The organism is Enterobacter sp. JBIWA003 (genome assembly GCF_019968825.1).
In the GTDB taxonomy this organism is placed as follows: domain Bacteria; phylum Pseudomonadota; class Gammaproteobacteria; order Enterobacterales; family Enterobacteriaceae; genus Enterobacter; species Enterobacter quasiroggenkampii.
On sequence record NZ_CP074170.1, the window covers coordinates 1,799,449 to 1,824,683 of the forward strand.

The following is a 25,235-nucleotide window of genomic DNA, read 5'->3' on the forward strand; positions in this document are numbered from 1 at the left end:
TCTGTCTCCTTAGAGCGCCTTAACAGGCGGGTCGCATCAGCGCGTGGTAGCCGCGGTCAAACCACACCAGGCCCTGCGGCGCGGGGTGGCGAATTATCGAAACGATGTCGCAAAACAGAATGTCATGGGTACCGACGCTCACCACCTGGCTGATGCGGCAGTCAAACGAGGCCAGCGCATCCTCCAGACGCGGGCAGCCGGTGTCGCCCGTTTGCCAGCGGGCGGCGGCAAAGCGCTCTTCCATCGGCGTTTTGCCGCCAAACAGGTTTGAGAGCGGCTCCTGTCCGGCGCTGAGGGTATTGACGCACAGCGTGCGGTTCTGGCTGAACGTCGGCCAGACGGACGCGCCGCGGTTCAGGCACACCAGCAGGGTGGGCGGTGAATCCGTGACGCTGCACACCGCGCTGGCGGTGAAGCCTGCCATCCCCGCCGGACCGTCGGTGGTGATGATATTCACCGCCGCGCCGACGCAGGCCATGGCATCGCGAAAGGTTTGTTTATCCGGTGTCGTCATCATCGCTCCTTACGCCAGCCCGCAGGCATCGTCGAAGGTCAGGCGCGGCAGGCGGCCGTAAAGTTTGCCCGGGTCGCCGTAGCCGATGTTGATCAGCAGATTGCTTTTAAGCGTCGTGCCGGTGAAAAAGGCCTCGTCGATCTTTTGGCGGTCAAAGCCCGACATCGGGCCGGTGTCCAGCCCCAGCGCGCGACAGGCGAAAATCATGTAGGCGGCCTGCAGCGAGCTGTTGCGAAAGGCGGTCTCTTCCGCCAGCGCGGGGCTTGCGGTAAACCAGCTTCTGGCATCGCCGTGCGGGAACAGTTCAGGCAGGCGCTCGTAGAATTCACTGTCCCAGGCCACAATCGCCGTGACCGGGGCGGTGAGCGTTTTCTCCAGGTTGCCGCTGGAGAGCGCAGGGCGCAGCTTCTCTTTTCCCTCCGCGCTTCGCACAAACACAATGCGCGCCGGGGAGCAGTTGGCGGAGGTTGGACCCCATTTCATCAGGTCGTAGATTTCGCGCAGCGTCTCGTCGCTGACGGCAATATCCTGCCAGCCGTTATGGGTGCGGGCGCCGGTGAACAGCGTTTCCAGCGCGGTGGGATTAATGGCTTCGCTCATTACAGCTCCTTATAAAGCGGGTTCATGACTGTGCAGCAGGCTGGCCAGCCCGTTAAGCAGCAGGGTGTTAAAGGTGTCCGGCTCGGTGACGTTGCAGGCATGGCCGCCCTGACGCATCACCGCGCTGTGGCTGTGCGGGATCGCTGCCTGCAGCTCAGACGAGCAGACAGAGGGCACCAGCATGTCGTCGGCGGAACAGATGATCTGTACCGGGCAGCGAATGCGCGACGCATGGCGGCTGAAGTCAGCTTTTTTCAGGGCGCTGAGCCGGTGCAGCAGGTTGGCTTTGCCCTGGAAATGGGCCAGCGCCAGCGCTTCTTCGGCCTCCAGACGGGGGGCGCGAGCGGCCATCCAGTCTGCCGGGTAGAGAAACAGCGGCTGCGCCTCAACCCACGCCTGCGGGCCACCGTAATGCAGCAGGCGCTCGCGGATCTGAAAGCAGCGGCGGGTATGCGCGTTGAGGGTCAACCAGCCGTTGACGCACACCAGCGCGGTGAGGGCGTCGGGCCTGTCGAGGGCCAGCTGCAGGCCGACCAGTGCCCCCAGCGCATGGCCCACAACGCTGTAGCGTGCGATCCCGGCCTCAGCCAGCGCCTGGGCCAGTTCGTCCGCCATCTGTGCCAGGCTGTAGCCTTCCGGAAGGGCGTCGGGGTTAGTGCCCGTTCCACGTTGGTCATAGCACACCACCTGATACTCCGGTTCCAGCGCGGCCAGTTGGGGCAACCAGTAGCTGCCGCTGCCGCCGAGACCGGCAATAAGGACCACCACGGGCGCACCCTCATACGGGGGCGGTGAGACGGAGAGTTTCATGGCCGCCTCACTTCGCGATGTGGGCAACGGTGGCGATCTCAACCAGTGCGTCTGGCTTCACCAGCCCGCACTGAATGCAGAACCGGGCCGGTTTATCGCCGGGGAAGAACTCCGCGTAGATTTCATTAATCGCGGCGTAGTTTTTCCAGTCGGTGATAAAGATGCTGTTGAAGGTCACATCCTCCATCGTGCCACCCGCCGTTTCGATCACGGTTTTGATCGTCTCCAGCACGTGGCGGGTTTGCGCCTTTGGGTCGTTGATAAACACCACGTTGTTGTCTTTATCAAACGGCAACGTGCCGGAGACATACACCACGCCGTCGGCAAGGGTGCCGGGGACAAACGGGGCGATGGGCGTGCTGGTGCCCGGCGGGATGATTACGGATTTCGGCATTGTGCGTCTCCTCAGGCGATACGGGCGAGCGGGGGATTCAGGGCGTCGCAGAAATCCGCAACGTTACTGACCCAGCCAAAAAAGGTTTCGATATTGAACAGGGCCGCCTTCTGGGCGAAATCCGGCCCGGCCTGATGGGTCGCGTCTTCCAGCACCACGCCGAAATACTCGAGGAAAAAGCCGTCGCGCAGGGTCGACTCCACGCAGACGTTGGTGGCAATGCCGGTGAAGACCAGGTGGCGAATGCCCCGGCTGCGCAGCAGGCTGTCGAGCGGCGTGTTGAAAAAGCCGCTGTAGCGCGGTTTCGGCAGGACAATATCACCCGCCTGCGGGACCAGCTCATCCACCAGCTGATAATCCCAGCCGCCCTTCGCCAGCAGCTTGCCCTGCAGTTCGGGCCGCTTGCGCATGGTTTTCAGGGCGTTCGACTTGTGGAAGTTCGGTGAACCGGGGCCACCGGCCTCAACGTACTGGTCATCCCAGCCGTTCTGGAACCATATGATAAGCATGCCCGCTGCGCGCGCGGCGGCGACGGCAGTTTTGATGTTCGCTATCACAGGCTGCGTAGCGGAGACGTCGAAGCCCGCCAGATCAAGATAACCACCGGGGCTGGCGTAGGCGTTTTGCATGTCCACCACGATCAGCGCGCTCTGCTGGGGCGTGAAGGTAATGGCTTCCGGGCGTGCGTTAAGGGTTGTCATTACGCCACCTCCTTCGTGACGGCAGGGATGTGGGCGCGGCACTGCATCAGCGGCTGGATGCGCTCGCCGAAGGTCTCCACGCCGGTGAGGAAGTCATCGAAGGTCAGCAGGACGCCTTCCGCACCGGGAACGGCCGCCACTTCATCGAGCATTCTGGCAACGCTGGCGTACGAGCCGACCAGCGTGCCCATGTTGATATTGACGGCAGAGGTCGGGTCGGCCATCTGACGAACGTTGGTATCCGCCCCGGAGCGGGTGTCCTTCTGGCTCTGCTCGGTGAGCCAGCTCAGGGCTTCCTCGTCGGCTCCGTCCTTATAGCGCTCCCATTTTGCGCGCGCGGCGTCGTCGGTTTCGTCGGCAATCACCATAAAAAGCACGTAGGAGCCCACGTCGCGCCCGGTTTTGTCGGCGGCTTCTTTCATGCGCGCGGCGGTCGGGGCGAAGGCGGCAGGCGTGTTAACGCCTTTACCGAAGCAGAAGTTAAAGTCGGCGTATTTCGCCGAGAACTCCATTCCCGCGTCGCTCTGCCCGGCGCAAATCACCTTCATCGGCACCGACGGCTGCGGGCTGACGCGGCAGTCGTTCATGGTGAAGAAGTCACCCTTGAAATCGCTTTTGCCGGTACCCCACAGATCGCGCAGGACCTGCACGTACTCGGTCAGGTAGTCGTAGCGACGCGAGAAGTAATCGTCACCCGGCCAGAGCCCCATCTGCTCGTACTCGGGTTTTTGCCAGCCGGTCACCAGGTTGACGCCAAAGCGTCCGCCGGAGATGGAGTCGATGGTGGAGGCCATGCGCGCCACGATCGCCGGGGGCAGGGTGAGGGTGGCAGCGGTGGCGTAGATCTGGATCCGCGAGGTGACCGCGGCCAGCCCGGCCATCAGGGTGAAGGACTCCAGGTTGTGATCCCAGAATTCGGTTTTGCCGCCGAAGCCGCGCAGCTTGATCATCGAAAGCGCAAAGTCGAAATGGTAGTGCTCCGCTTTCTGCACGATGGCTTTATTGAGCTCAAAGGTCGGCATGTATTGCGGTGCAGTGGTCGAGATAAGCCAGCCGTTGTTGCCGATGGGTACAAATACGCCAATTTTCATCACGAACCTCTCTTCATTACGTCGCAGGTGTAACGGTGTTTTTGCAAAGGCAGTGCCAGTTTTAAAAATGGCAGTGTTATTAATGTGTTAATCAGAGGTTGGAGGTTTGATGCGATTAAATGTGGACTAACTGGTCAAAAACATTGCACAGAAAACAGGCATTCATGCGCGATCGGAGTGCAGGATGTCGTGGCGAGACGGGGGTTTTGCTATGCTGAGGGCAACGCAGAATAAGGAGAGCGGGAATGACACAAGGCGCAGTGAAAACACCAGGTAAACGTTCGCAGGCGGTGAGCGCCAAGAAGCAGGCGATCCTCAGCGCGGCGCTGGAGACCTTTTCGCAGTTTGGCATTCACGGCACGCGTCTGGAGCAGGTGGCGGAGCAGTCCGGGGTATCCAAAACCAATCTGCTCTACTATTACCCGTCGAAAGAGGCGCTGTATGTTGCGGTGATGCAGCAGATCCTTGATATCTGGCTGGCCCCGCTGAAAGCGTTCCGCGAAGAGCTGGCCCCGCTGGTGGCGATCAAAGAGTACATTCGCCTGAAGCTGGAGGTGTCGCGCGATTACCCGCAGGCATCACGGCTGTTCTGCCTTGAGATGCTGCAGGGAGCGCCGCTGTTGCAGGCGGAGCTGACCGGAGATTTGAAACAGCTGGTGGACGATAAGTCGGCCATTATCGCCGGATGGGTGGCCAGCGGAAAACTGGCCCCGGTCGATCCGCATCATCTGATCTTTATGATTTGGGCCTCCACCCAGCATTACGCTGACTTTGCGGCCCAGATCGAGGCGGTGACCGGAAAAACGCTCCAGGACGAAGCGTTTTTCCACAGCACCCTGGAAAACGTGCAGCGGATGATTATCGAAGGGATCCGCTTGCGCTAGTTCCCCGGTGGGAGAGGGCAGCTTAAGTCGCCCTCTTCACACTGCATCAGCGAGGCCAGAAACGCTTCGCGCTCCACGGTTTTCTCCGCCAGGCACTGATTCACGATCATCGGCTGAACGCTGCCGCCTTCCGTTCCTGAACCGATAAACGCACAGTCCGCGTCGCGCAGGGCAATCCAGGCCTGCTGCGCCTTTTTCAGCAGCTCGCGCTGGGGAGCTTCCGCGCGCTTGACGGCGGCCTGATAGGTCTGGTTGAGTTTTTTATCGGCAGCCTGGTATTGCTGCGCGCTACAGGTATTCAGTTCAAGCTGAGTGGTCGCTTTGTCGCACTCGTCGGCCAGCGCGCTGGCGCTCAGCAGCAGTGCTGCGCCTGCGAGAAATACTCTTTTCATCTTTCCCTCAGTGTAAAAAAGCCGGATGCGCTGCGCTTATCCGGCCTACGGTTGTTTTGTGGCCCCGGTAAGCATAGCGCCACCGGGGAGAGTTTACACGATTAACCGATGGTCATCAGGCTGGCGTTACCGCCCGCTGCCGCGGTGTTGACGCTGAGCGAGCGCTCCACGTACAGACGCTCCAGCAGCAGGTTGGTTTCCCCGCGCGCGAAGCCCTGCACCGAAACAATTGCCCCGCTGCGGGCCGCAACCTGCTCGCAGAGCTCGCGCAGCTGATCGGAATCACCGTGATAAATGACGGCATCGAACGGCTGCGTCAGCAGCGCATCGGCTTTCGCGAAGTGAATACGGGCCGAGACCGCTTTCGGCAGCTGTTTGGCGAGATCGCGATGCAGCGCATCTTCCGGCCACAGCACTTCACACCCGGTGGCCATCGCGGCGGCCAGCTGTACCAGCGCGTCCTGCTCGTTATCCGCCACGCACAGAACGCGCTCGCGCGGCATCAGCGTCCAGGTATTGCGCTCGCCGGTCGGCCCCGGCAGCAGACGCTGCGTACCGGCCTGTGCCAGCTCGCCGTACTGCTGCGCCACGGCACGCAGTTCAGGACGTTTTTCCGCCCAGGCGATCAGCGCTTCCAGCGGCTGGGTCAGCACGGTTTTCAGCTGCGCATCCACCGGATACTCCGCATCCTGACGTGCCAGGGTGACGCCCAGCGCGTTCTCAGGACGGTTCGCCAGCAGACGGTACAGGTAGAGCGGACCGCCCGCTTTCGGGCCGGTGCCGGAGAGGCCTTCACCGCCGAACGGCTGCACGCCCACGACCGCGCCAACCATGTTGCGGTTAACGTACAGGTTGCCCACTTTGGCGCTACCGGTTACCTGCGCGATGGTCTCGTCGATACGGGTATGTACGCCGAGCGTCAGGCCATAGCCGGAGGCGTTGATCTGCTCAACCAGCTCGTTGAGGTTGTTACGGTTGTAGCGCACCACGTGCAGCACCGGACCGAAGACCTCTTTTTTCAGCTCGTCGAAGCTTGCCAGCTCGATAAGCGTAGGCGGCACAAAGGTGCCGGAACGCCACTCGCGGGCGTCTTCGCTGTTGTCTCGCACCGCCTGGAACACCGGACGGCCTTTCGCGCGCATGGCCTGAATGTGGTTTTCAATATTGGCTTTGGCTTCCGCGTCGATCACCGGCCCGATGTCGGTGGTGAGACGGCCCGGGTTGCCCATGCGACATTCGGCCATCGCGCCGCGCAGCATTTTCAGCGTGTGGTCTGCGACGTCATCCTGCAGGCACAGCACGCGCAGGGCGGAGCAGCGCTGACCGGCGCTGTCGAAGGCGGAGGCCAGCACGTCAACCACCACCTGCTCGGTGAGGGCGGAGGAGTCAACGATCATGGCGTTCATGCCGCCGGTTTCCGCGATAAGCGGAGTAGGACGACCCTGCGCATCCAGACGCGTGGCAATATTGCGCTGCAGCAGCGAGGCCACTTCGGTCGAACCAGTAAACATCACGCCGCGCACGCGGTTATCGGAGGTCAGTTTGGTGCCCACGGTTTCACCGCGGCCCGGCAGCAGCTGGACCACGCCCGCCGGTACGCCTGCTTCCAGAAGAATGTTGATGCCCTGCGCGGCAATCAGCGGGGTCTGCTCTGCCGGTTTTGCCAGCACGCTGTTGCCAGCGGCCAGGGCGGCGGCAATCTGGCCGGTGAAGATCGCCAGCGGGAAGTTCCACGGGCTGATACAGACGACCGGGCCGAGCGGACGGTGGGTTTCGTTGTCGAAATCATCGCGCACCTGACCGGCGTAGTAGTGCAGGAAGTCGACCGCCTCGCGCACTTCGGCGATGGCGTTGCTGAAGGTTTTACCCGCTTCGCGCACCAGAATGCCGATGAGTGACTGCATCTGGTCTTCCATCAGCACCGCCGCGCGCTCCAGAATGGCGGCACGTTCCTGCGGCGGGGTGGCGAACCAGATAGGGGCGTTATTCACCGCGCTGTCCAGCGCCTGATCCACTTCCGCATCGGTGGCTTCACGCACGTAGCCGACGATGTCTTTTGGCTCCGCTGGGTTGATGACTGGCTGCATGTCGCCGTCAGCAACGGGCTGCTCCAGCATCGGTTTGGCCTGCCACTTCTGCAGCGCGCTGTTGAGCAGGGCAGAAGAGAGGGATGCCAGACGGTGTTCGTTGGCGAGATCCAGCCCCGCCGAGTTGACGCGGCCCTTGCCGTACAGCTCGCGCGGCAGGGCAATCTTCGGATGCGGCAGACCAATCTGGCCTTCCTGCGCCGCCATCTTCTCAACGGCCTGCACCGGATCGGCGACCAGCTCGTCGAGCGGCAGCGTGGTGTCGGCGATGCGGTTAACGAAGGAGGTGTTCGCGCCGTTTTCCAGCAGGCGACGCACCAGGTAGGCCAGCAGGGTTTCGTGGGTACCTACCGGGGCATAGATGCGGCACGGACGGTTCAGCTTGCCGTCGGCCACTTTACCGGTCACCTGCTCGTACAGCGGTTCACCCATGCCGTGCAGGCACTGGAATTCGTACTGGCCCGGGTAGTAGTTCTGACCCGCCAGGCTGTAGATCGCCGCCAGGGTGTGGGCGTTGTGGGTGGCGAACTGCGGATAAATCAGGTTCGGCACGCCAAGCAGCTTTTTCGCGCAGGCGAGGTAAGAGACGTCGGTGTAGACCTTGCGGGTATAGACCGGATAGCCTTCCAGCCCTTCCATCTGGGCGCGTTTGATTTCGCTGTCCCAGTAGGCCCCTTTAACCAGGCGGATCATCAGGCGACGGCGGCTGCGGCTGGCCAGGTCAATCAGGTAATCAATGACGAACGGGCAGCGTTTCTGGTAGGCCTGGATAACGAAACCAATCCCGTTCCAGCCCGCCAGCTCCGGCTCGAAGCACAGTTTTTCCAGCAGATCGAGGGAGATCTCCAGACGGTCGGCCTCTTCGGCGTCGATGTTGATGCCGATGTCATACTGGCGCGCCAGCAGGGTCAGGGACTTCAGGCGCGGGTAGAGCTCTTCCATCACCCGGTCGTACTGCGCGCGGCTGTAACGCGGGTGCAGGGCGGAGAGCTTAATCGAGATGCCCGGGCCTTCATAAATACCGCGACCGTTGGACGCTTTACCGATGGCGTGGATCGCCTGCTGGTAAGAGACCATGTAGGCCTGCGCGTCGGCGGCGGTCAGCGCCGCTTCGCCGAGCATGTCGTACGAATAGCGGAAACCTTTATCTTCCAGCTTGCGGGCGTTCGCCAGCGCTTCGGCAATGGTTTCTCCGGTCACAAACTGTTCGCCCATCAGACGCATCGCCATGTCCACACCTTTGCGGATCAGCGGCTCGCCGCTCTTACCGATAATGCGGTTCAGGGAGCGAGACAGGTTGGCTTCGTTATGGGTGGAGACCAGTTTGCCAGTAAACAGCAGGCCCCAGGTGGCGGCGTTGACGAACAGCGACGGGCTGCGGCCGATGTGCGAATGCCAGTTACCGTTGCTGATTTTGTCGCGGATCAGCGCGTCGCGGGTGGCTTTATCCGGAATACGCAGCAGCGCTTCCGCCAGGCACATCAGCGCCACGCCCTCCTGCGAGGAGAGGGAGAACTCCTGAAGCAGGCCCTGAACCATCCCGGCGCGGCCGGTGGCGGTCTTCTGGTTGCGCAGTTTGTCAGCTAACTGGTACGCCAGGCTGTGCGCCTGGGCGGCAACGGCTTCCGGCAGACGAGCCTGCTCCAGCAGCATCGGTACGGCGTCGGTTTCGGCGCGACGGTACGCGCCGGTAATGGCGGCGCGGCTGACGGACTGCGGCAGGATCTGCTCGGCGAATTCGAGGAACGGCTGATGGCTCTCGTCGCCAGCGGCCGGCGCTTCCTCGCTTTCATTGGCGGCGCCGACGAGCAGGGCAGGCAGCTCCGGCAGGCCCTCGTCGCTCTCGAGTCTTTCGAGATAGTTAAAAATCGCCTGCTTAATTAACCAGTGCGGCGTGCGGTCAATGCGGGTTGCTGCGGTCTTAATCCGTTCGCGGGTTGCGTCATCCAGCTTAACCCCCATGGTGGTCATACCCATGCCAAAGCTCCTGTTGTGCTTTCATCGTGTTTGGTCGTTAGCGTGAAATATCCACCATGTTGCAACTTTGTGCAACCGTGTTAAATGTGACCTGGTTTGCAACCCGGGAAATGAATGAATTGTTAACGGATAGTTAGCTGGAAAAACGTGCTGCCTTTGTCCCGGGAAGCCTGTTTTTATGCGGGAGTTAACACTTTTAAAAGGTGCAACCCGTAAAAGCGTGAGCGAGTGCAACCTATAGGAAACTCGTATCAAACCGGGGATGAAATTGATGTAAATGCAGTGTTAAATCGTTTGTCAGCGGAGGGCGCATACGGCAGGATAGCGCGCCTCACCGAAACACAAGATACCGTCACCTCGTTCCGGTGATCATATAACAAGGCAACCCGGACGGTTGTCGCTCGACACTTTTGGAGAATTTGAATGGCAATTAGCACACCGATGCTGGTGACATTTCTCGTTTATATTTTTGGCATGATCCTGATAGGGTTTTTGGCGTGGCGATCAACGAAAAACTTTGACGACTACATCCTGGGCGGACGCAGTTTAGGCCCGATGGTGACCGCACTCTCTGCGGGCGCATCGGACATGAGCGGCTGGCTGCTGATGGGGCTGCCCGGTGCGATTTTTATCTCTGGTATTTCGGAAAGCTGGATTGCCATCGGTCTGACCGTGGGTGCATGGATCAACTGGAAGCTGGTGGCAGGCCGTCTGCGCGTGCACACCGAGGCCAACAATAACGCCCTGACGCTGCCGGACTACTTCACCGGACGCTTTGAGGATAACAGCCGCGTGCTGCGTATTATCTCGGCGGTGGTGATCCTGGTGTTCTTCACCATCTACTGTGCCTCCGGCATCGTGGCCGGTGCGCGTCTGTTCGAAAGCACCTTCGGCATGAGCTACGAAACCGCCCTGTGGGCCGGTGCGGCGGCAACCATCCTCTATACCTTCGTGGGCGGCTTCCTGGCCGTCAGCTGGACCGACACCGTGCAGGCGAGCCTGATGATCTTCGCGCTGATCCTGACCCCGGTGATTGTGATTTTCACGGTTGGCGGCTTTGGCGATTCGCTGGAAGTGATCAAGCAGAAGAGCATCGAAAACGTCGACATGCTGAAAGGGCTCAACTTTGTCGCCATCGTCTCCCTGATGGGCTGGGGTCTGGGCTACTTCGGTCAGCCGCACATTCTGGCGCGCTTTATGGCGGCGGATTCTCACCACACCATCGTCCATGCGCGCCGCATCAGTATGACGTGGATGATTCTGTGTCTGGCGGGCGCGTGTGCGGTCGGCTTCTTCGGGATCGCCTACTTCAGCAATAACCCGGCGCAGGCGGGCGCGGTGAACCAGAACGCCGAACGCGTGTTTATCGAGCTGGCGCAGATTCTGTTTAACCCGTGGATTGCCGGTATTCTGCTCTCCGCGATCCTGGCCGCGGTGATGTCCACCCTGAGCTGTCAGCTGCTGGTCTGCTCCAGTGCCATCACCGAAGACCTCTATAAGGCCTTCCTGCGCAAGGGCGCGAGCCAGAAAGAGCTGGTATGGGTAGGGCGCTTTATGGTGCTGCTGGTGGCGCTGATTGCGATTGCGCTGGCGGCCAACCCGGAAAACCGCGTGCTGGGTCTCGTGAGCTACGCGTGGGCAGGCTTTGGTGCGGCATTTGGTCCGGTAGTCCTGTTCTCCGTCATGTGGTCCCGTATGACCCGTAACGGCGCGCTGGCGGGGATGATTATCGGTGCGGTGACCGTTATCGTCTGGAAACAGTTCGCCTGGCTGGGCCTGTACGAAATCATTCCGGGCTTCATCTTCGGCAGCATCGGTATCGTGGTCTTCAGCCTGTTGGGTAAAGCGCCGTCTGCCTCCATGCAGAAACGCTTTGCGGAAGCCGACGCGCATTACCACTCCGCGCCGCCGTCTAAGCTGCAGCCAGAATAATTTTCTCACGCAGTACCGTAGTACCGTAGGCCGGGTAAGCGCAAGCGCACTCGGCTTTTTTCTTGCCAAAATCCGTCTTTTCCTGTGATATCCCTGTGCTTATAACAATGAGGATAGCGAAGCATGACAATCAAAACAGGGTTAATGGCGGCGGCATTATTGATGCTGGCGGGCTGCAACGCGCCATCGCAACACGCGGCGGTGGAAACCTGCAAAGCGGATAACCAGATGCAGCAAACCACGCTCTATTTCGGCTTAAACCGTCCTGCCGGGGCGCAGATTACCCCCAACGAGTGGCAGCAGTTTGTTGACCAGGACGTGACGCCGCGCTTTCGCGATGGCTTAACGGTATTTGATGCCCGCGGGCAGTGGCTGGGGAACGACGGAAAAGTGGCGCGTGAACCGAGCAAGGCGCTGATGCTGATCCACGGTAAAGATGCGCAGAGTGAGAAGAACATCGAAGCGTTACGCGGGATTTATAAGTCACGCTTCGCGCAGGAGTCGGTGATGCGTGTCGATCAGCCGGTGTGCGTGCAGTTTTAATGAAAACGGCGGGAATTCCCGCCGTTGTTGTTTTGCAGGCCGGGATCGCTGCGCGCCACCCGGCATTGCATCAGAGCACCAACCCCGCAAAGCTCGCCGACAGCAAACTCACCAGCGTCGCGCCGTAGACCAGACGCAGCCCGAAACGCGATACCACGTTACCCTGCTGCTCGTTCAGGCCCTTAATCGCCCCGGCCACGATGCCGATGGAGGCGAAGTTCGCGAACGAGACGAGGAAGACGGATAAAATCCCCAGCCCGCGCGGGGACATCTGGTGTGCTATTTTCTGCAACTCAATCATCGCCACAAATTCATTCGCCACCAGCTTGGTCGCCATAATGCTGCCCGCGTTTAAGGCATCGCTCAGCGGAATACCCACCAGCCATGCCAAGGGATAAAATACATAGCCCAGGATCTGCTGGAAGCTCATGCCAAATACGCTGGAGAAGAGGGCGTTAACGGCGCTAATAAGGGCGATAAAGCCAATCAGCATCGCCAGAATAATCATCGCCACCTTAAAACCGGCCAGAATATACTCGCCGAGCATCTCGAAGAAGCTCTGCGATTCATGCAGTTTTTCAAGCTTGATATCCGGCTCCGCTTCCGGGCGCGCCGGATTGATGACGGAGAGAATAATAAAGGTGCTGAACATGTTCAGAATCAGCGCCGCGACGACAAATTTGGCATCGAGCATGGTCATATACGCCCCGACAATCGACAGGGAGACCGTCGACATGGCCGTGGCCGCCATGGTGAACAGACGACGCGAGGAGAGATCGCCCAGCACGCCTTTGTAGGCAATGAAGTTTTCCGACTGGCCGAGGATCAGCGAGCTCACCGCATTAAAGGATTCCAGCTTGCCCATGCCGTTCAGTTTGGACAGCAGCGTACCGATCACCCGAATAAAAATCGGCAGGATCCGCCAGTGCTGAAGAATACCAATCAGCGCGGAAATAAAAATAATCGGGCAAAGTACGCCGAGGAAAATGAACGCCAGCCCTTTTTCTCCCATACCGCCAAAGACGAAATTAGTCCCTTCGCCAGCAAATTTGAGCAGTGACTCAAAAAATCCCGAGACGTATTTAATCAGGAATAACCCGCTTTCGGCGTGCAGGAAAAAGAACGCCAGGGCAATTTCAATGACAATCAGCTGTAAAACAAAACGAATGCGAATTTTTCGGCGGTCGAAACTCGTAAGCCAGGCAAGCGCGAGAATAATGACCAGCGCCAGCAGGAAATGGACAATTTTAAACATAATTTATTTTCACCAGGTGTTTGAGGCGGATATTTAGCCACAGCCCTGAATCAGCGTAAATGGGCATTTTTGTTATAACTTATAAACTTGACCGTTACGTATGTAACTATTATCAGGCTCTGCGTTTACAACTCGTCATCAAAACACCGCACATTTCGCTTGTGTTTCTTTCTGCCGTAATGATAATCACTATCACAAGAATTTACCTTTCTTTGCATCAGTTGACCGCGATAAACATTTAAGGTGTCGGCATGTTTGTTCCATTTCTCATTATGTTACGTGAAGGGCTCGAAGCCGCCCTTATCGTGAGCCTCATCGCCAGTTATCTGAAGCGAACCCAGCGCGGGCGCTGGATTGGCGTCATGTGGATCGGGGTCTTCCTTGCCGCGGCGCTCTGCCTGGGCTTAGGTGTCCTCATCAACGAAACCACCGGCGAGTTTCCGCAGAAAGAGCAGGAGCTGTTTGAAGGTATCGTCGCCGTGATTGCGGTGGTGATCCTCACCTGGATGGTGTTCTGGATGCGTAAAGTCTCCCGTAACGTGAAGGTGCAGCTGGAGCAGGCGGTGGATAACGCCCTACAGAAGGGGAACAACCACGGCTGGGCGCTCATTATGATGGTCTTTTTCGCCGTGGCGCGCGAAGGGCTGGAGTCTGTTTTCTTCCTGCTTGCGGCGTTTCAGCAGGATGTGGGGATCTGGCCGCCGCTGGGGGCCATGCTGGGCCTTGCCACGGCCGTGGTGCTCGGTTTCCTGCTCTACTGGGGCGGTATTCGCCTGAACCTGGGCGCCTTCTTCAAGTGGACCAGCCTGTTTATTCTGCTGGTAGCCGCGGGTCTGGCGGCAGGGGCGATTCGCGCCTTCCATGAAGCAGGCCTGTGGAACCATTTCCAGGACGTGGCGTTCGACCTCAGCAACGTTCTCTCCACGCACTCTCTGACCGGCACCCTGCTCGAAGGTATCTTCGGCTATCAGGAAACGCCGAGCGTCAGCGAAGTGGCGATGTACTTTATCTATCTGGTTCCGGCGCTGGTGCTGTTCGCAATGCCGCCGCGTACCGGCACGCAGGCGTCGCGCGTTGCGCCGTAATCTTTGATTGAGTAACAACATACTTTTAAAGGGAAGAGTCATGGCAATTCAGTTCCGTCGTAGTGCGTTATGCGCAGGCATTGCCGCGCTGTTCGCTTCTGCATTTTCCGCCTGGGGCGCGGATGTTCCACAGGTTAAGGTCACCGTCAACGACAAGCAGTGTGAGCCGATGACCCTCACGGTGAACAGCGGAAAAACCCAGTTTATTATTCAGAACCACAGCCAGAAGGCGCTGGAGTGGGAGATCCTGAAAGGCGTTCTGGTGGTGGAAGAGCGTGAAAATATCGCCCCTGGCTTCAGCCAGAAGATGACCGCCAACCTGCAGCCGGGCGAGTATGAGATGACCTGCGGTCTGCTGACCAACCCGAAAGGGAAGCTCATCGTCAAAGGTGAAGCGACGGCCGATGCGGCGAAAGGCGCTGCGGTACTGAGCCTGGGCGATGCGATTACCGCGTATAAAGCGTACGTCACGAAAGAGACGGCGGATCTGGCTGCGGCAACCAAAGCCTTTACCGATGCAGTGAAGGCCGGTGATATCGAAAAAGCGAAATCCCTCTACGCGCCAACCCGTCAGCATTACGAGCGTATCGAGCCGATCGCCGAGCTGTTCTCTGACCTTGATGGCAGCATTGACGCCCGTGAAGATGATTTCGAGCAGAAAGCGGCCGATCCGAAATTCACCGGTTTCCACCGTCTGGAGAAAGCCCTGTTTGGCGATAATTCTGCCAAAGGGATGGAGAAGTATGCCGACCAGCTGAACAGCGACGTGCTGGAGCTGCAAAAGCGCATCAGCGAGCTGGCCTTCCCGCCATCAAAAGTGGTGGGCGGTGCGGCCGGGCTGATTGAAGAAGTGGCCGCGAGCAAAATCAGCGGCGAAGAAGATCGCTACAGCCATACCGACCTGTGGGACTTCCAGGCTAACGTCGACGGCGCGCAGAAAATTGTTAACCTGCTGCGTCCTCAGCTGCAGAAAGAGAACGGCGAGCTGCTGGCCAAAGTGGATGCCAACTTCAAAAAAGTCGACACCATCCTGGCGAAGTACCGCACCAAAGACGGGTTTGAGACCTACGACAAGCTGACCGATGCCGACCGTAATGCGCTGAAAGGCCCGATTACCGCCCTGGCGGAAGATCTCTCCCTGCTGCGTGGCGTACTGGGTCTGGACTAAGCACGATGAATAAGCATAACGAGAGCGACGTGGCTGAGCCTTCCCGTCGCCGGTTGTTAAAAGGGGTAGGGGCGCTGGGGGGCGCGCTTGCTCTGGCTGGCGGGTGTCCGGTGGCGCACGCGGCGAAACCGCAAAGCGCGCCCGGTACGCTGTCACCCAATGCCCGCATGGAGACGCAGCCGTTTTATGGCGAGCATCAGGCCGGTATCCTGACGCCACAGCAGGCGTCGATGATGCTGGTGGCCTTTGATTCGCTGGCCAGTGATAAAGCCGATCTGGAACGTCTGTTCCGCCTGCTGACGACGCGCATCGCGTTTCTTACCGCCGGTGGACCGGCGCCCGATACGCCGAACCCGCGTCTGCCGCCAATGGACTCCGGCATTCTGGGGCCATTCATTGCCCCGGATAACCTGACCATAACCGTTTCGCTGGGAGAATCGCTGTTTGACGCGCGCTACGGGCTGGCAAAACAGAAGCCGAAAGCGCTGCAAAAAATGACGCGCTTCCCGAATGATTCCCTGGATGCCGCCCTTTGTCACGGCGACCTGCTCCTGCAGATCTGCGCCAACACCCAGGACACGGTGATCCACGCCCTGCGCGACATCATCAAGCACACGCCGGATCTGCTGAGCGTGCGCTGGAAGCGGGAAGGGTTTATCTCTGATCACGCCGCCCGCAGCAAGGGCAAAGAGACCCCGGTGAACCTGCTGGGCTTCAAGGACGGCACGGCCAACCCGGACAGCCACGATAGCGCGCTCATGAAGGAGGTGGTGTGGGTCACTGCCGAGCAGAATGAACCGGCATGGGCGGTGGGCGGCAGCTATCAGGCGGTGCGGATTATTCAGTTCCACGTGGAGTTCTGGGACCGCACGCCGCTGAAAGAGCAGCAGACGATCTTCGGTCGCGATAAGCAAAGCGGGGCTCCGCTCGGCATGAAGAACGAGCATGATGTGCCCGACTACGCCAGCGATCCGAATGGCGATGTAATTGCGCTGGACAGCCATATTCGTCTGGCCAATCCGCGCACCAAAGAGACGCAGTCGAGCCTGATGATGCGTCGGGGATACAGCTACTCGCTCGGCGTCACCAATTCCGGTCAGCTCGATATGGGGCTGCTGTTCGTCTGCTATCAGCACGATCTGGAAAAAGGCTTCCTGACCGTGCAGAAGCGGCTCAACGGCGAAGCGCTGGAAGAGTACATTAAACCCATCGGCGGCGGCTATTTCTTTGCCCTGCCAGGCGTGCGCGACAGCAACGCGTATCTCGCTCAAGGTCTTATTGAAGCCTGATAATTGTCCCTGCGACGATTCGCAGGGACATTATTTTTTCATATGACTATCCTGCTGTTATATTTCTGTAATATTTCTATATGAGACTGATTTCAACTGTAGGGACAGTCTTAAAAGTTGCATTCAGGTAAAATAAATGTTGCATTTATGATAACTCCTGATGTACTTAAGATAAGACAGCGGTAGTTCCCGGCAGTGATGCTGAATCACTATGGAGATCGCGAATGGTTGCGTCCTGTACTGGACAAGGTAAACATAACAACCGCAGCACCCGGCGCGGAGGCTCAGACTCCGGCAGCGATTTCCTCACCACTAAATTTTCCCCCCTCCCTCAAGAATCTGATTCGACCGACGTGCAGAACGGTGCGCGTAGCTGTTCCGTATCGTCATCCGATAGTGCAAGCAATGGCTTACAAGGAAGCCAACCCTCTGATGTTCGTGCGCATAATCGTGCCGACACTGGCGCGTGTGATGAATACCAACAACTCAAGGTGCTATCCATGGGAAGACAAAAAGCAGTGATCAAAGCTCGTCGCGAAGCAAAACGTGTGCTGAGACGGGATTCACGTAGCCATAAACAGCGTGAAGAAGAATCGGTCACCTCGCTTGTGCAGATGAGTGGCGTAGAAGCAATTGGCATGGCCCGTGACAGCCGTGATAATTCTCCAATTGTGGCGCGCAATGAGGCTCAGGCGCACTACCTGAATGCTATCGAGAGTAAACAGCTCATCTTTGCAACCGGTGAAGCCGGATGCGGGAAAACCTGGATCAGTGCAGCCAAAGCGGCGGAAGCGCTGATCCATAAGGACGTGGAGAGAATCATTGTTACCCGTCCGGTACTGCAGGCTGATGAAGATCTCGGCTTCTTGCCCGGTGATATTTCGGAGAAGTTTGCCCCGTACTTCAGGCCCGTCTATGACGTGCTGGTGAAGCGGCTGGGTGCATCCTTCATGCAGTACTGCCTGCGGCCAGAGATTGGCAAGGTGGAAATCGCGCCGTTCGCCTATATGCGCGGACGTACATTTGAAAATGCGGTCGTCATTCTTGACGAGGCTCAGAACGTGACCGCTGCGCAAATGAAGATGTTTTTAACGCGCCTCGGGGAGAACGTGACGGTTATCGTTAACGGCGATATTACCCAGTGTGACCTGCCGTCCGGCGTGAAATCCGGACTGAGCGACGCCATGTCACGTTTTGAGGAAGATGAGATGATTGGGGTGGTACGCTTCACCAAAGAGGACTGCGTGCGCTCGGCGCTCTGCCAGCGCACGCTGCAAGCGTATTACTGAGTTTGCTGTTGCGTTCAAGGCCCGGGAAACCGGGCTTTGTTTTTTGTGCGGGCATGTCGTCGGGTGGCGCTGCGCTTACCCGACCTACAATACTGCGTGCTTGCAATATGCGAAAAAAAAAGCCCGCATTTTCATGCGAGCTCTTCTTTAAATATGGCGGTGAGGGGGGGATTCGAACCCCCGATACGTTGCCGTATACACACTTTCCAGGCGTGCTCCTTCAGCCACTCGGACACCTCACCATATTGTTTTGCTGCCTGACCGCTTGGGGGGCAACGGGGCGCTACTATAGGGAGTTGCGCTGACACGGTCAAGCAGATTTTCAGCTTTAGTGCCTGTTCGGTTAAGCAATAATCAGCTCCACGGTTTTTACGCCGTGGAGCAAGGGATTAACGCTGTGAATCGAGCACTTCGCTGTTTTTAACCACTTCCTGCGCTTTGCTGTAGCTTTCGATCAGTAGCTGATAAGCCGGGAAGATGTGGGTGTACACTTCCGCCCACTCCGCGGCATCATCACGGTTCCATGTACGCTGGATCTCAGAGGCCACCGCCGCCGTATCCATCGGGACCACACCGGCCTGCACCACGCGCGCCAGCGTGATCTCCTGCGCCATTTTGCTGTAGGTGCCGGAGGCATCAATCACCGCAAACACTTTATACCCATCCGCCACCGCGCTGATTGACGGGAAGGCCATGCAGACGCTGGTGATGGTGCCCGCAATGATCAACGTCTTACGCCCGGTGGCTTTTACCGCCGCCACGAACTCCGGGTTATCCCAGGCGTTGATTTCGCCTTTACGGGCAACATATTGCGCATGCGGCGCGTTGGCGTGGATCTCCGGGATAAGCGGTCCGTTTGGTCCTTGTGGGACGGACGCGGTGGTGATCACCGGGATCTTCGCCAGGGTTGCGATTTTTGCCAGCGCTGCCGCACGGGCACGCAGTTCCGGCATTGGCATATCCCCAACGGTCTGGAACAGACCGCTCTGGTGATCGATAAGCAACATCACCGCATCGTTTACATCGATGGCCGGACGGGTTCCGTTAAAATTCGCAGGTGTAGACATCTTCTTCTCCTTTATTACGTTCAGATCTGACCGAAGCGGCCGGAATTGAAATCACGAATGGCTTCGTTGATTTCGGTTTTACTGTTCATCACAAACGGGCCATAGCCCACGATCGGTTCATTCAGCGGCTCACCGGCCATCAGCAGCACTTTTGCATCGCTGTTCGCTTCCAGGTGCAGTTTGTCGCCTTCCTGACTTAACACGACCAGCTGGGCTTCACCCGCCTGAGCGGTACCGTTTACCGTGATGCTGCCTTCAAGCACGACCAGCGCCGTGCTCCAGCCTTCCGGCTGATTGAGCGTCAGATGGCTTCCCTGGTTCAGCGCGATGTCCCAGACGTTGAGCGGCGAGAAGGTGTGCGCCGGGCCGGTCACCGTGTCGTAGCGACCGGCAATAACCCGCAGCGTTCCACCACTGTCAGGCAGCGTCACCACCGGGATGTCGGCTTTCGTGATGCTCTGGTAGCCCGGTGCGGCCATCTTGTCTTTCGCCGGCAGGTTGACCCAAAGCTGCATCATTTTGAGTTCCCCGCCTTTCTGCGAGAACGCGCTGGAGTGGAACTCCTCGTGCAAAATGCCTGCGCCTGCGGTCATCCACTGCACGTCGCCGGGCCCAATCACACCGCCTTTCCCCGTGGAGTCGCGATGCTCCACTTCACCGGAATAGACGATAGTGACCGTCTCAAAACCCCGGTGAGGGTGCTGGCCGACGCCGCGTTTCGCACCATCTGCCGGAAAGGTGTATGGACCCGCGTAGTCCAGCAGCAGGAACGGGCTGAGCGGCTCGCCGTGGGTTTGATAAGAGAACATTGAACGGACCGGGAAACCATCGCCCACCCAGTGCTGACGTGGAGCGGTATAAACGCCAGTGATGTTTTTCATGATTAACTCCTGATGTTCTGTTGATGTAATTAGCTTATATTCAGGGTTAATATCCCGGTAGATAGTGAAAGTGGCTTTCACTGTTCTTAAAATAGAACGATGAGGATGTATGCAGGATCTCAATGACTTCGTCTGGTTTGTGAAGGTGGTGGAGTACGGGGGGTTTGCGGCGGCGGGAAGGGCGCTTGACCAACCCAAGTCCAAACTGAGCCGCAGGATCGCGCAGTTGGAGGAGCGACTTGGCGTACGGTTGATACAGCGCACGACGCGGCAGTTTACGGTGACGGAAGTGGGGCACACTTTCTATCAGCACTGTAAGGCTATGCTGATAGAAGCAGAAGCGGCAGAGGAGGCCGTTGCTGCGCTGCAGGCTGAGCCGCGCGGCGTCGTCAGGATCACCTGTCCCGTCACGTTACTGCACGTCCACGTGGGACCGATGCTGGCGCGGTTTATGGCGCGCTACCCCGGGATTAATCTCCAGCTTGAGGCCACCAATCGTCGGGTCGATCTTGTTGGCGAAGGTATTGATGTGGCTATCCGCGTGCGTCCGCGTCCGTTTGATGACAGCGATCTGGTGTTAAGGGTGCTGGCTGACAGGGGGCATTGCCTGGTGGCAAGTCCGCAGTTGATTGAACGTATGGGTAAACCGCGAATGCCTTCCGAGCTCAGTGAATGGCCTGGATTAAGTATGGGGGCCGGTAAACAGGTGCATAAATGGGAGCTCAGTGGTCCAGAAGGGGCGAAAGCGGAGATCCACTACGCACCGCGCTTTATTACCACCGACATGCTGGCACTGCGGGAAGCAGCGATGGCGGGCGTGGGCGTTGTACAGTTGCCGATATTGATGGTGAAGGATCAGCTTGCGTCAGGGGAACTGGTACGGGTGCTGGACGCGTGGGAACCCCGACGGGAAGTGATTCACGCGGTTTATCCTTCGCGGCGCGGCATGCTGCCGTCGGTCAGGACGCTGGTGGATTTTCTGACCGAAGAGTATGCGAAGATGGTGGAGGAGTAGCTTTTGTAGGTCGGGTAAGCGCAGAGCCACCCGACATAAAGAGCGCAGGGAGTTTCAAGGTTCGAATCCCCCCAGCATGCGTGCAATATGCGAAAAAAAAGCCCGCATTTTCATGCGAGCTCTTCTTTAAATATGGCGGTGAGGGGGGGATTCGAACCCCCGATACGTTGCCGTATACACACTTTCCAGGCGTGCTCCTTCAGCCACTCGGACACCTCACCATATTGTCATCCCGTTGTTGACGGGACGGGCGCTAATGTAAGGAAAAGCCGAACTGCCGTCAACTCACTTTTTCAGTAATTTAGCGCGTTTAGACAAACTTCAGACAACATGATTCTTAAATGTGCTGAAAGCGTCTTTTTTATCAACAACACAGCCGTGCAATAAATTTGTTATGCTGACAACCTCGTTAAAAAACAAAATAAATCAGCGCAATAAAAGGCAGGAATGACTATGGATATACTTTTCTATCACCCCACGTTTGATACGGCCTACTGGATCGAGGCGCTCACGGCGGCACTACCCGGCGCACGCGTTCGCGAGTGGAAGCGTGGAGATAACGAACATGCTGACTATGCGCTGGTCTGGCATCCGCCGGTAGAAATGCTCCAGGGTCGCAAGCTAAAGGCCGTTTTTGCCCTAGGAGCCGGTGTGGATTCCATTCTGAGCAAGCTGAAGGCGCACCCTGACATGTTGCCGGAAGCGATTCCCCTGTTCCGCCTGGAAGATACCGGAATGGGGCAGCAGATGCAGGAATATGCGGTCAGCCAGGTGCTGCACTGGTTCCGCCGCTTCGATGACTATCAGGCATTTAAACAGCAGGCCCACTGGGAGCCGCTGCCGGATTACCGTCGTGAAGACTTTACCATCGGCATCCTCGGTGCGGGCGTGCTGGGCTCAAAGGTGGCTGAAGCCCTCGCACCGTGGGGCTTTCCGCTGCGCTGCTGGAGCCGCAGCCGCAAAGATTATCCGGGCGTCGAGAGCTTTGCCGGCACGGATGAACTCCCGGCCTTTCTGAACGGCACGCGCGTGCTGATCAACCTGCTGCCCAATACGGCGGAAACGGTCGGTATCATCAATGAAGACTTGCTCAACCAGTTAGCCGATCAGAGCTACCTCATGAACCTGGCGCGCGGGGTGCATCTGGTCGAGACCGATCTGCTGAAGGCGCTGGACAGCGGAAAGCTAAAAGGCGCCATGCTGGATGTCTATAGCCGTGAGCCGCTGCCTGTGGAAAGCCCGCTGTGGGCACATCCGCGCGTGGCGATGACCCCGCACGTGGCCGCCGTGACGCGTCCGGCAGAAGCGGTGGCGTACATATCCCATACCATCAGCGAAATGGAGAAGGGTAACGCGGTCACCGGCCAGGTCGACAGACAGCGCGGCTACTGAGAGAAACCCGGCGTTCGCCGGGTTTTTGCTAATATTCGCCGCTGATAACTGCTATCCTTTGGAAAAACCGCAGAGGAGAGAGAGATGTATCCCGTTGACCTGCATATGCACACCGTCGCCAGTACCCACGCGTATAGCAACCTCCATGATTATATCGCCCAGGCGAAGCTTAAGGGGATTAAGCTGTTCGCGATCACCGATCATGGCCCGGACATGGCGGATGCGCCGCACTACTGGCATTTTGTGAATATGCGGATCTGGCCACGTCTGGTGGACGGCATTGGGATACTGCGCGGCATTGAGGCGAACATCAAAAATACCGACGGTGAGATCGACTGCACCGGCCCGATGCTGACGTCGCTGGACCTCATCCTCGCCGGTTTCCACGAGCCGGTTTTTGCACCTCAGGATAAAGAGACCAACACCGCGGCGATGATTGCCACCATTGCCAGCGGCAATGTGCATATTATCAGCCACCCCGGCAACCCGAAGTACCCGATTGATATTCAGGCTGTCGCGCAGGCGGCAGCGAAGCACCGCGTGGCGCTGGAGATTAACAACTCCTCCTTTGTTCACTCGCGTAAGGGCAGTGAAGCCAACTGCCGCGAAGTGGCGGCCGCCGTCCGCGATGCGGGCGGCATGGTGGCGCTGGGTTCGGATTCCCATACCGCCTTCACGCTGGGCGATTTCAGCGAGTGCCTGAAGGTGCTGAATGACGTTAACTTCCCGGTAGCGCAAATCCTGAACGTCACCCCGCGCCGCATGCTCGATTTCCTCGAATCGCGCGGCATGGAGCCGATTGCCGAATTTGCCGATCTTTAATTGTGTAATGGAATAATAAAAATGAACGAGTTTTCCATCCTTTGCCGCGTGCTGGGTACGCTCTATTATCGCCAGCCGCAAGACCCGCTGTTGGTTCCGCTTTTTACGTTAATTCGTGAAGGTAAACTGGCGGAGAACTGGCCGCTGGAACAGGATGATTTACTGGCGCGTCTGCAAAAAAGCTGCGACATGCAGCAGATTGCGACCGATTACAATGCGCTGTTCGTCGGTGAAGAGTGCCGCGTTTCGCCATACCGTTCTGCCTGGCAGGAAGGGGCGACGGAAGCGGAAGTCCGTGCTTTCCTCTCCACCCGCGGTATGCCGCTAAGCGATACGCCAGCCGATCATATCGGTACGCTGCTGCTTGCTGCCTCCTGGATCGAAGACAACGCCGGGGATGATGAAAACGAAGCCATCGAAACCCTCTTCGAAACGTATCTGCTGCCGTGGGTCGGCACATTCCTGGGTAAAGTCGAAGCCCATGCCACCTCGCCATTCTGGAGAACGCTGGCACCGCTGACCCGCGACGCGATCGCGGCGATGTGGGATGAGCTGGAAGAAGAGAATGAAGAGTGATTTAGATCACATAAATCCTGCAACTCCGCATTTCAATTTGCACATAATGTGCTTCTGATCGCATTTCTGTGGTGCGCTTCTGCTAAGATGCGCGCCATGAACATATTACTTTCTATCGCAATAACGACGGGCATTCTCTCCGGACTCTGGGGATGGGTGGCCGTGTCTCTCGGATTGCTCAGCTGGGCCGGATTCCTTGGCTGTACGGCCTATTTCGCCTGCCCGCAGGGGGGCGTCAAAGGGCTCTTTATCTCTGGCTGCACGCTGATGAGCGGTGTTATCTGGGCGCTGGTGATCATGAAAGGCAGCGCGCTGGCGCCGCATCTGGAGATACTGGGGTACGTAATGACGGGCGTGGTTGCCTTCCTGATGTGCGTTCAGGCTAAGCATCTGCTGCTTTCGTTTGTGCCGGGAACCTTTATGGGAGCGTGCGCGACCTTTGCAGGGCAGGGTGACTGGAAGCTGGTGGTGCCTTCCCTGGCGCTGGGGTTGCTGTTTGGCTATGCCATGAAAAACAGCGGTCTTTGGCTGGCGTCGCGGCGGGAAAAAGCACAAAACATCACGGCGGTGAGCGAATAAAAAAAGGCGAGATAATCATCTCGCCTTTTTTATGCGCTTCCTGTCAGGATTCCGGAGGGACTGACATATCGCGGTATTTCACCAGTATCGGGTTCTGCACGTCTGCTTTGTTTTGCAGATCCCACAGCCCGCGGTCAATACCGTCGTTGATTAAGAAGATCACGCCGGTTTCAATGGCTGACATCAGACACATCATGACCGGCTCGTTAGAGGTGTAACCAATTTCACCCTCAAGCAAACGCTGGTAATCGATGAAGCGGAATACCCCTGCCTGAACTTCATAGGACAGTATGGTTTTGCTGGTGGTCACCGAAGAGAGCACTTCGCCTGTACTGACGTTGACCACACGCAGGTTAACGGCGATTTGGTCGAGCTGGTACTGGGTATCCGCACCGATACCGAAGTACCGCGCGCCCGCACCACCCGATTTAACGTTACTTTCGTAACCAATAATCGATCCTTCAATCATCACGTTTGCTGCCGCCAGAGATTCCAGAGGCGTGCGGTTATTGGCCGCGACGGTACCATTCTCCTGTGCGGCACGAATGATTTTCCGTTCATTCAACAGGTTCTGAAGACCCTGACGTTCCAGCGGAATAAACCAGTGCGAATCCTTGAGTGCGGTAACCAGCATCGCGGTGGCGCTTTGCGGCACGGCCGTGGAGAAGTTACTTGCCGGGTAAGGTTTGAATTGCCCGGTTTCGTCCTGAATGTTGTATACGGAGACAAATATTTTCCCCGTTGGAGCAGGTAAATGCGTTAAATCACGATAACTCTGGGCCCGAGGCATTAATGTTGGTTTTGCAGCTTCTTTAGGTGGAGCAGTTAAACAACCGCTCAATAAGCACACTGCAACAAATATCAGGAAGCGCTGCATGATCGTTGTCCTTAT

24 protein-coding genes and 2 tRNA genes are annotated in these 25,235 nt (G+C 58.1%); 12 read left to right on the forward strand and 14 right to left on the reverse strand.

The genetic code is table 11. From position 1 onward, the window contains the following. Positions 1-19 precede the first annotated feature (19 nt). The 6 genes from rutF to rutA are packed head-to-tail and all read right to left on the reverse strand — an operon-like array spanning position 20 to position 4,110. Positions 20-514 carry an NADH-dependent FMN reductase RutF gene (gene rutF, locus KGP25_RS08505; RefSeq protein WP_223540545.1) on the reverse strand — a complete coding sequence of 165 codons (495 nt, stop codon included), beginning with the start codon at positions 512-514 and terminating at the stop codon, positions 20-22. 9 nt (positions 515-523) lie between these two features. Continuing rightward, positions 524-1,114 (reverse strand): malonic semialdehyde reductase, encoded by a 591-nt coding sequence (locus tag KGP25_RS08510; protein WP_223540256.1) that lies wholly within the window; start codon positions 1,112-1,114, stop codon positions 524-526. Between the two features lie 9 nt (positions 1,115-1,123). Next, positions 1,124-1,924, reverse strand: a complete 801-nt coding sequence (gene rutD / locus KGP25_RS08515; protein ID WP_196352612.1) for a pyrimidine utilization protein D — start codon at positions 1,922-1,924, stop codon at positions 1,124-1,126. A 7-nt stretch (positions 1,925-1,931) separates the two neighbouring features. Continuing rightward, positions 1,932-2,318: a pyrimidine utilization protein C gene (gene rutC / locus KGP25_RS08520; RefSeq protein ID WP_008499822.1), complete on the reverse strand. Its 387-nt coding sequence runs from the start codon at positions 2,316-2,318 to the stop codon at positions 1,932-1,934. A gap of 11 nt (positions 2,319-2,329) precedes the next feature. Further along, positions 2,330-3,019: a pyrimidine utilization protein B gene (rutB, locus tag KGP25_RS08525; protein WP_045908308.1), complete on the reverse strand. Its 690-nt coding sequence runs from the start codon at positions 3,017-3,019 to the stop codon at positions 2,330-2,332. Further along, entirely contained in the window at positions 3,019-4,110 is a 1,092-nt protein-coding gene (rutA, locus tag KGP25_RS08530; RefSeq protein ID WP_023617762.1) for a pyrimidine utilization protein A, read from the reverse strand. Before rutA ends, rutB begins: the two co-directional genes overlap by 1 nt. A 245-nt stretch (positions 4,111-4,355) precedes the next feature. Between rutA and rutR the strand changes: the two genes are divergently transcribed. Next, entirely contained in the window at positions 4,356-4,994 is a 639-nt protein-coding gene (rutR, locus tag KGP25_RS08535; protein WP_223540257.1) for an HTH-type transcriptional regulator RutR, read from the forward strand. Here the strand turns inward: rutR and KGP25_RS08540 are convergent. Further along, positions 4,991-5,386 carry a lysozyme inhibitor LprI family protein gene (locus tag KGP25_RS08540; RefSeq protein ID WP_021240804.1) on the reverse strand — a complete coding sequence of 132 codons (396 nt, stop codon included), beginning with the start codon at positions 5,384-5,386 and terminating at the stop codon, positions 4,991-4,993. The genes rutR and KGP25_RS08540 overlap by 4 nt on opposite strands. Positions 5,387-5,487: 101 nt before the next feature. Beyond that, a complete protein-coding gene (gene putA / locus KGP25_RS08545; RefSeq protein ID WP_223540258.1) occupies positions 5,488-9,450 on the reverse strand; it encodes a trifunctional transcriptional regulator/proline dehydrogenase/L-glutamate gamma-semialdehyde dehydrogenase in 3,963 nt (1,320 codons plus the stop codon). Positions 9,451-9,873: 423 nt separating this feature from the next. Between putA and putP the strand changes: the two genes are divergently transcribed. After that, entirely contained in the window at positions 9,874-11,382 is a 1,509-nt protein-coding gene (gene putP / locus KGP25_RS08550; protein ID WP_045908304.1) for a sodium/proline symporter PutP, read from the forward strand. Between the two features lie 123 nt (positions 11,383-11,505). Further along, positions 11,506-11,925 carry a DUF3574 domain-containing protein gene (locus KGP25_RS08555; protein WP_045908303.1) on the forward strand — a complete coding sequence of 140 codons (420 nt, stop codon included), beginning with the start codon at positions 11,506-11,508 and terminating at the stop codon, positions 11,923-11,925. A 70-nt stretch (positions 11,926-11,995) separates the two neighbouring features. Here the strand turns inward: KGP25_RS08555 and KGP25_RS08560 are convergent, their stop codons facing one another. After that, positions 11,996-13,180, reverse strand: a complete 1,185-nt coding sequence (locus tag KGP25_RS08560) for a nucleoside transporter C-terminal domain-containing protein (protein WP_111966927.1) — start codon at positions 13,178-13,180, stop codon at positions 11,996-11,998. 251 nt (positions 13,181-13,431) lie between these two features. Between KGP25_RS08560 and efeU the strand changes: the two genes are divergently transcribed. The 4 genes from efeU (at position 13,432) to phoH (ending at position 18,011) form a co-directional block, all read left to right on the forward strand. Next, positions 13,432-14,265, forward strand: coding sequence for an iron uptake transporter permease EfeU (efeU, locus tag KGP25_RS08565; RefSeq protein WP_045908301.1), 834 nt, complete (start codon positions 13,432-13,434; stop codon positions 14,263-14,265). 40 nt (positions 14,266-14,305) lie between these two features. Beyond that, the gene (gene efeO, locus KGP25_RS08570) at positions 14,306-15,433 is read left to right on the forward strand and encodes an iron uptake system protein EfeO (RefSeq protein WP_045908300.1); all 1,128 of its coding nucleotides are present in this window, start codon (positions 14,306-14,308) and stop codon (positions 15,431-15,433) included. Between the two features lie 5 nt (positions 15,434-15,438). Next, positions 15,439-16,722: an iron uptake transporter deferrochelatase/peroxidase subunit gene (efeB, locus tag KGP25_RS08575; protein WP_048222487.1), complete on the forward strand. Its 1,284-nt coding sequence runs from the start codon at positions 15,439-15,441 to the stop codon at positions 16,720-16,722. A 500-nt stretch (positions 16,723-17,222) separates the two neighbouring features. Then, a complete protein-coding gene (gene phoH, locus KGP25_RS08580; protein WP_024908976.1) occupies positions 17,223-18,011 on the forward strand; it encodes a phosphate starvation-inducible protein PhoH in 789 nt (262 codons plus the stop codon). A 154-nt stretch (positions 18,012-18,165) separates the two neighbouring features. Here the strand turns inward: phoH and KGP25_RS08585 are convergent. The 3 genes from KGP25_RS08585 to KGP25_RS08595 all read right to left on the reverse strand — a co-directional run bounded on the left by KGP25_RS08585 (position 18,166) and on the right by KGP25_RS08595 (position 19,959). Further along, positions 18,166-18,253: transfer RNA gene (locus KGP25_RS08585), tRNA-Ser, on the reverse strand. A 147-nt stretch (positions 18,254-18,400) separates the two neighbouring features. Then, positions 18,401-19,078, reverse strand: a complete 678-nt coding sequence (locus KGP25_RS08590; protein WP_223540259.1) for an isochorismatase family protein — start codon at positions 19,076-19,078, stop codon at positions 18,401-18,403. 20 nt (positions 19,079-19,098) lie between these two features. Beyond that, positions 19,099-19,959: a pirin family protein gene (locus tag KGP25_RS08595; protein ID WP_223540260.1), complete on the reverse strand. Its 861-nt coding sequence runs from the start codon at positions 19,957-19,959 to the stop codon at positions 19,099-19,101. A gap of 109 nt (positions 19,960-20,068) precedes the next feature. Between KGP25_RS08595 and KGP25_RS08600 the strand changes: the two genes are divergently transcribed. Continuing rightward, complete coding sequence (locus tag KGP25_RS08600) at positions 20,069-20,974, forward strand: LysR family transcriptional regulator (RefSeq protein WP_025912992.1); 906 nt, start codon at positions 20,069-20,071, stop codon at positions 20,972-20,974. A 133-nt stretch (positions 20,975-21,107) separates the two neighbouring features. Here the strand turns inward: KGP25_RS08600 and KGP25_RS08605 are convergent. Beyond that, positions 21,108-21,195 (reverse strand) — tRNA-Ser (locus KGP25_RS08605). Positions 21,196-21,427: 232 nt separating this feature from the next. Between KGP25_RS08605 and ghrA the strand changes: the two genes are divergently transcribed. The 4 genes from ghrA (at position 21,428) to KGP25_RS08625 (ending at position 24,343) form a co-directional block, all read left to right on the forward strand. After that, complete coding sequence (gene ghrA, locus KGP25_RS08610) at positions 21,428-22,366, forward strand: glyoxylate/hydroxypyruvate reductase GhrA (protein WP_223540261.1); 939 nt, start codon at positions 21,428-21,430, stop codon at positions 22,364-22,366. A gap of 84 nt (positions 22,367-22,450) precedes the next feature. Continuing rightward, positions 22,451-23,188 carry a phosphatase gene (locus tag KGP25_RS08615; RefSeq protein ID WP_223540262.1) on the forward strand — a complete coding sequence of 246 codons (738 nt, stop codon included), beginning with the start codon at positions 22,451-22,453 and terminating at the stop codon, positions 23,186-23,188. A gap of 21 nt (positions 23,189-23,209) precedes the next feature. Next, complete coding sequence (locus KGP25_RS08620) at positions 23,210-23,764, forward strand: molecular chaperone (RefSeq protein ID WP_045908295.1); 555 nt, start codon at positions 23,210-23,212, stop codon at positions 23,762-23,764. A gap of 96 nt (positions 23,765-23,860) precedes the next feature. Continuing rightward, positions 23,861-24,343, forward strand: a complete 483-nt coding sequence (locus KGP25_RS08625; RefSeq protein WP_074180321.1) for a DUF1097 domain-containing protein — start codon at positions 23,861-23,863, stop codon at positions 24,341-24,343. Between the two features lie 43 nt (positions 24,344-24,386). On the opposite strand, the gene csgG is transcribed toward KGP25_RS08625, so the two are convergent. Beyond that, on the reverse strand, positions 24,387-25,220 hold the full coding sequence (gene csgG, locus KGP25_RS08630; RefSeq protein WP_045357119.1) for a curli production assembly/transport protein CsgG: 834 nt from the start codon (positions 25,218-25,220) through the stop codon (positions 24,387-24,389). Positions 25,221-25,235: the final 15 nt, after the last annotated feature.